Here is a 1,732-nt window from a genome sequence, read left to right on the forward strand (position 1 = left end):
GGATGGTAGGACCGGGGCGTGGTGACGATGGCGCGAAGATGCTGTTCGAGCGTGAGAAACGAATGTACGATCCGAAGCATAGGCCGGGCTGTTCTGCGTTCGTGGACTGGTGTGGAAACCGTCTCACGATAACAGAGGAGTACCGGCCTATCTCATAGGTGCCGTGTCTCGCGATGTTCGCGGCGATGTTCGTAAAATCGTGCTCGACGTACGCGAGACAAAAACCCCCTGTTCCGCCTCAAATTGATCGAGACGTAACAGCCAGTCGGCCCACGAAGGCAACCCAAGACTTCGTGGCCAGGATCACGATCTGCCGACCCGGCGATTGCTCCGGCACCGCTTCAACGATTTCGTTCATGAATTTCCTCGCATTGTGCAAGTTGGATGGAGAGGCCCGACGGCAATCAGATTGCGCCCCACGCCAGCTGGGCCCGCTTCGCGTGCGCGGCCACTTCCGGATCGGCGCGGACAGATTCGCCGAGGTGCGCGATTCGCGTCATCGCTGGACGGTCGAAGTGAAAATTCTTGTCCCCGTCCCAGAGGATGAACTTGTTGTACGGCTTGATCGGCAACCCGATCCGCCGCGGGCCGGCGCCGTACTCCGGTAGGCTGGCGTCATCGTCGGCAAGCGCGGACGCAACGGCGACCAGATCGAAGAAATCCTGGATAAGAGGCGGTGACGTTAGCGTCAGGAGCATCGGACAGAGGTCGCCGAAATCGACAATCGCGCTCATTCGCGGGCCGGTCATCATGAATTGCGCGGACAGCCCATCAGCCTTGACGACCGTCATCGGTCGGGCAAAGGCGTCGTCGCCGTCGTTGCTGGTGGGTTCTCCCGTTTCCAACCAGTAGGACCGCACGGCGAGCCCCAGCAGTGACTCGAAGTACGGTGCGAGCGCTTCATGGATCACCGCATCGGGCAGGTCAGGTTCCTCGCCTGTAAAAAAACCGGCGATCGAGCGTGACAGCCACTCTGCATAACTGGCGGCCGGCCAATTGGGCAACGCGTCCGCGACGCGCGCAATGCCGTCGACCAAGGATTCGCCGTCGTTGAGGTTAAGTTTCGAGCGGTGGTAAACGTCGCTGGGGTATTCCGCTCGCCCGGTGTGGCGGGTACGCGTGATGAAGAGCGCGCGTGTCGCCTGCAAGACGTCGACCAGGATCGCGCGCGTGACGAACGTTCTGCGCGGCCGCCCGTAAGCATCATGCACGCGTTGGGCGATGAAGGCCCATTCGTCTCGCTGGAGCGGCTCGTTTCGATAGTAGCGATCGCGGAGCAGCACCAGCGCGGCTTGTGGATCGTCGAGCAGGGACGTACGTCCCTCGCGCTGACGTCGATCGGCGTCGATGCCAAGTTCCATCAGTCGCCGCGCGACCTCCGACGACGACGACTCCTGCCACTGTCCCTTGAACTTTTCGACGGCTTGCGCCAGCGACGAGCCTATGCGCATCGTCAGCAAGGATGTTTTGTTTGCCATGTGATGTAAACAATTTTGTATGACACAAAACATATTCGAACACATCCGACCGCGCTGTCAAGCGCAACAGGGCAAGTGGCCGCGGAATGATCGCTAGGGCCGGTGTTGCATACAGGCCACGTCGCGTATCGCGCGACGTGGCACCGCCGGCGGAGCCGGCCGGGTTCTCCAAGGGGCATCCCCTTGGAGCACGGGATATGGAAAGGGAAATGCGTCAGCATTTCCGTTTACATATCTGTCGTGCCTCGGCCTCC

The 1,732-nt window shown here is 60.9% G+C and carries 1 protein-coding gene; it reads right to left on the reverse strand.

All coding sequences use genetic code 11. The features are described from left to right. Positions 1 to 404: 404 nt before the first annotated feature. Positions 405 to 1,451, reverse strand: a complete 1,047-nt coding sequence (locus CFB82_RS41440) for a hypothetical protein (protein WP_089487954.1) — start codon at positions 1,449 to 1,451, stop codon at positions 405 to 407. Positions 1,452 to 1,732: the final 281 nt, after the last annotated feature.

The sequence above is a fragment of the Burkholderia sp. HI2714 genome, from assembly GCF_002223085.1.
Lineage (GTDB): Bacteria > Pseudomonadota > Gammaproteobacteria > Burkholderiales > Burkholderiaceae > Burkholderia > Burkholderia lata_D.